Origin of the sequence: Kytococcus schroeteri, from assembly GCF_002847825.1 — a bacterium.
Taxonomy (GTDB): domain Bacteria; phylum Actinomycetota; class Actinomycetes; order Actinomycetales; family Dermatophilaceae; genus Kytococcus; species Kytococcus schroeteri.
Genome location: NZ_PKIZ01000084.1, coordinates 1 through 244, shown reverse-complemented (window position 1 = coordinate 244; position 244 = coordinate 1). Strand labels below are relative to the sequence as shown.

Here is a 244-nt window from a genome sequence, read left to right as displayed (position 1 = left end):
CGCCACTCAGGTTCTCCAGCTCTTCCTTAACCTCGCGTGCGTGATCCAGGTCACGAATCTGTCGTGCTTCCTGTGCGCGCTTAATTCCTTCAATCTGCTTCTCAGCGCCGCGGGTAGCAACAATTGCGTAGCCGCGCGGAAGCAGGTAGTTACGTCCGTAACCAGCCTTGACCTCTACGATGTCGCCGGGGACACCGAGCTTGTCAACGTTGGTGGTGAGGATCAGCTTCATGATCCAGCCTTT

The 244-nt window shown here is 56.6% G+C and carries 1 protein-coding gene; it reads right to left on the bottom strand.

Features of this window, described 5'->3' with window-relative positions; all coding sequences use genetic code 11:
* Positions 1 to 232 (bottom strand): bL9 family ribosomal protein (locus CYJ76_RS11610; RefSeq protein WP_144043106.1); only part of this gene is annotated, 232 nt, incomplete at its 3' end.
* Positions 233 to 244 lie beyond the last annotated feature (12 nt).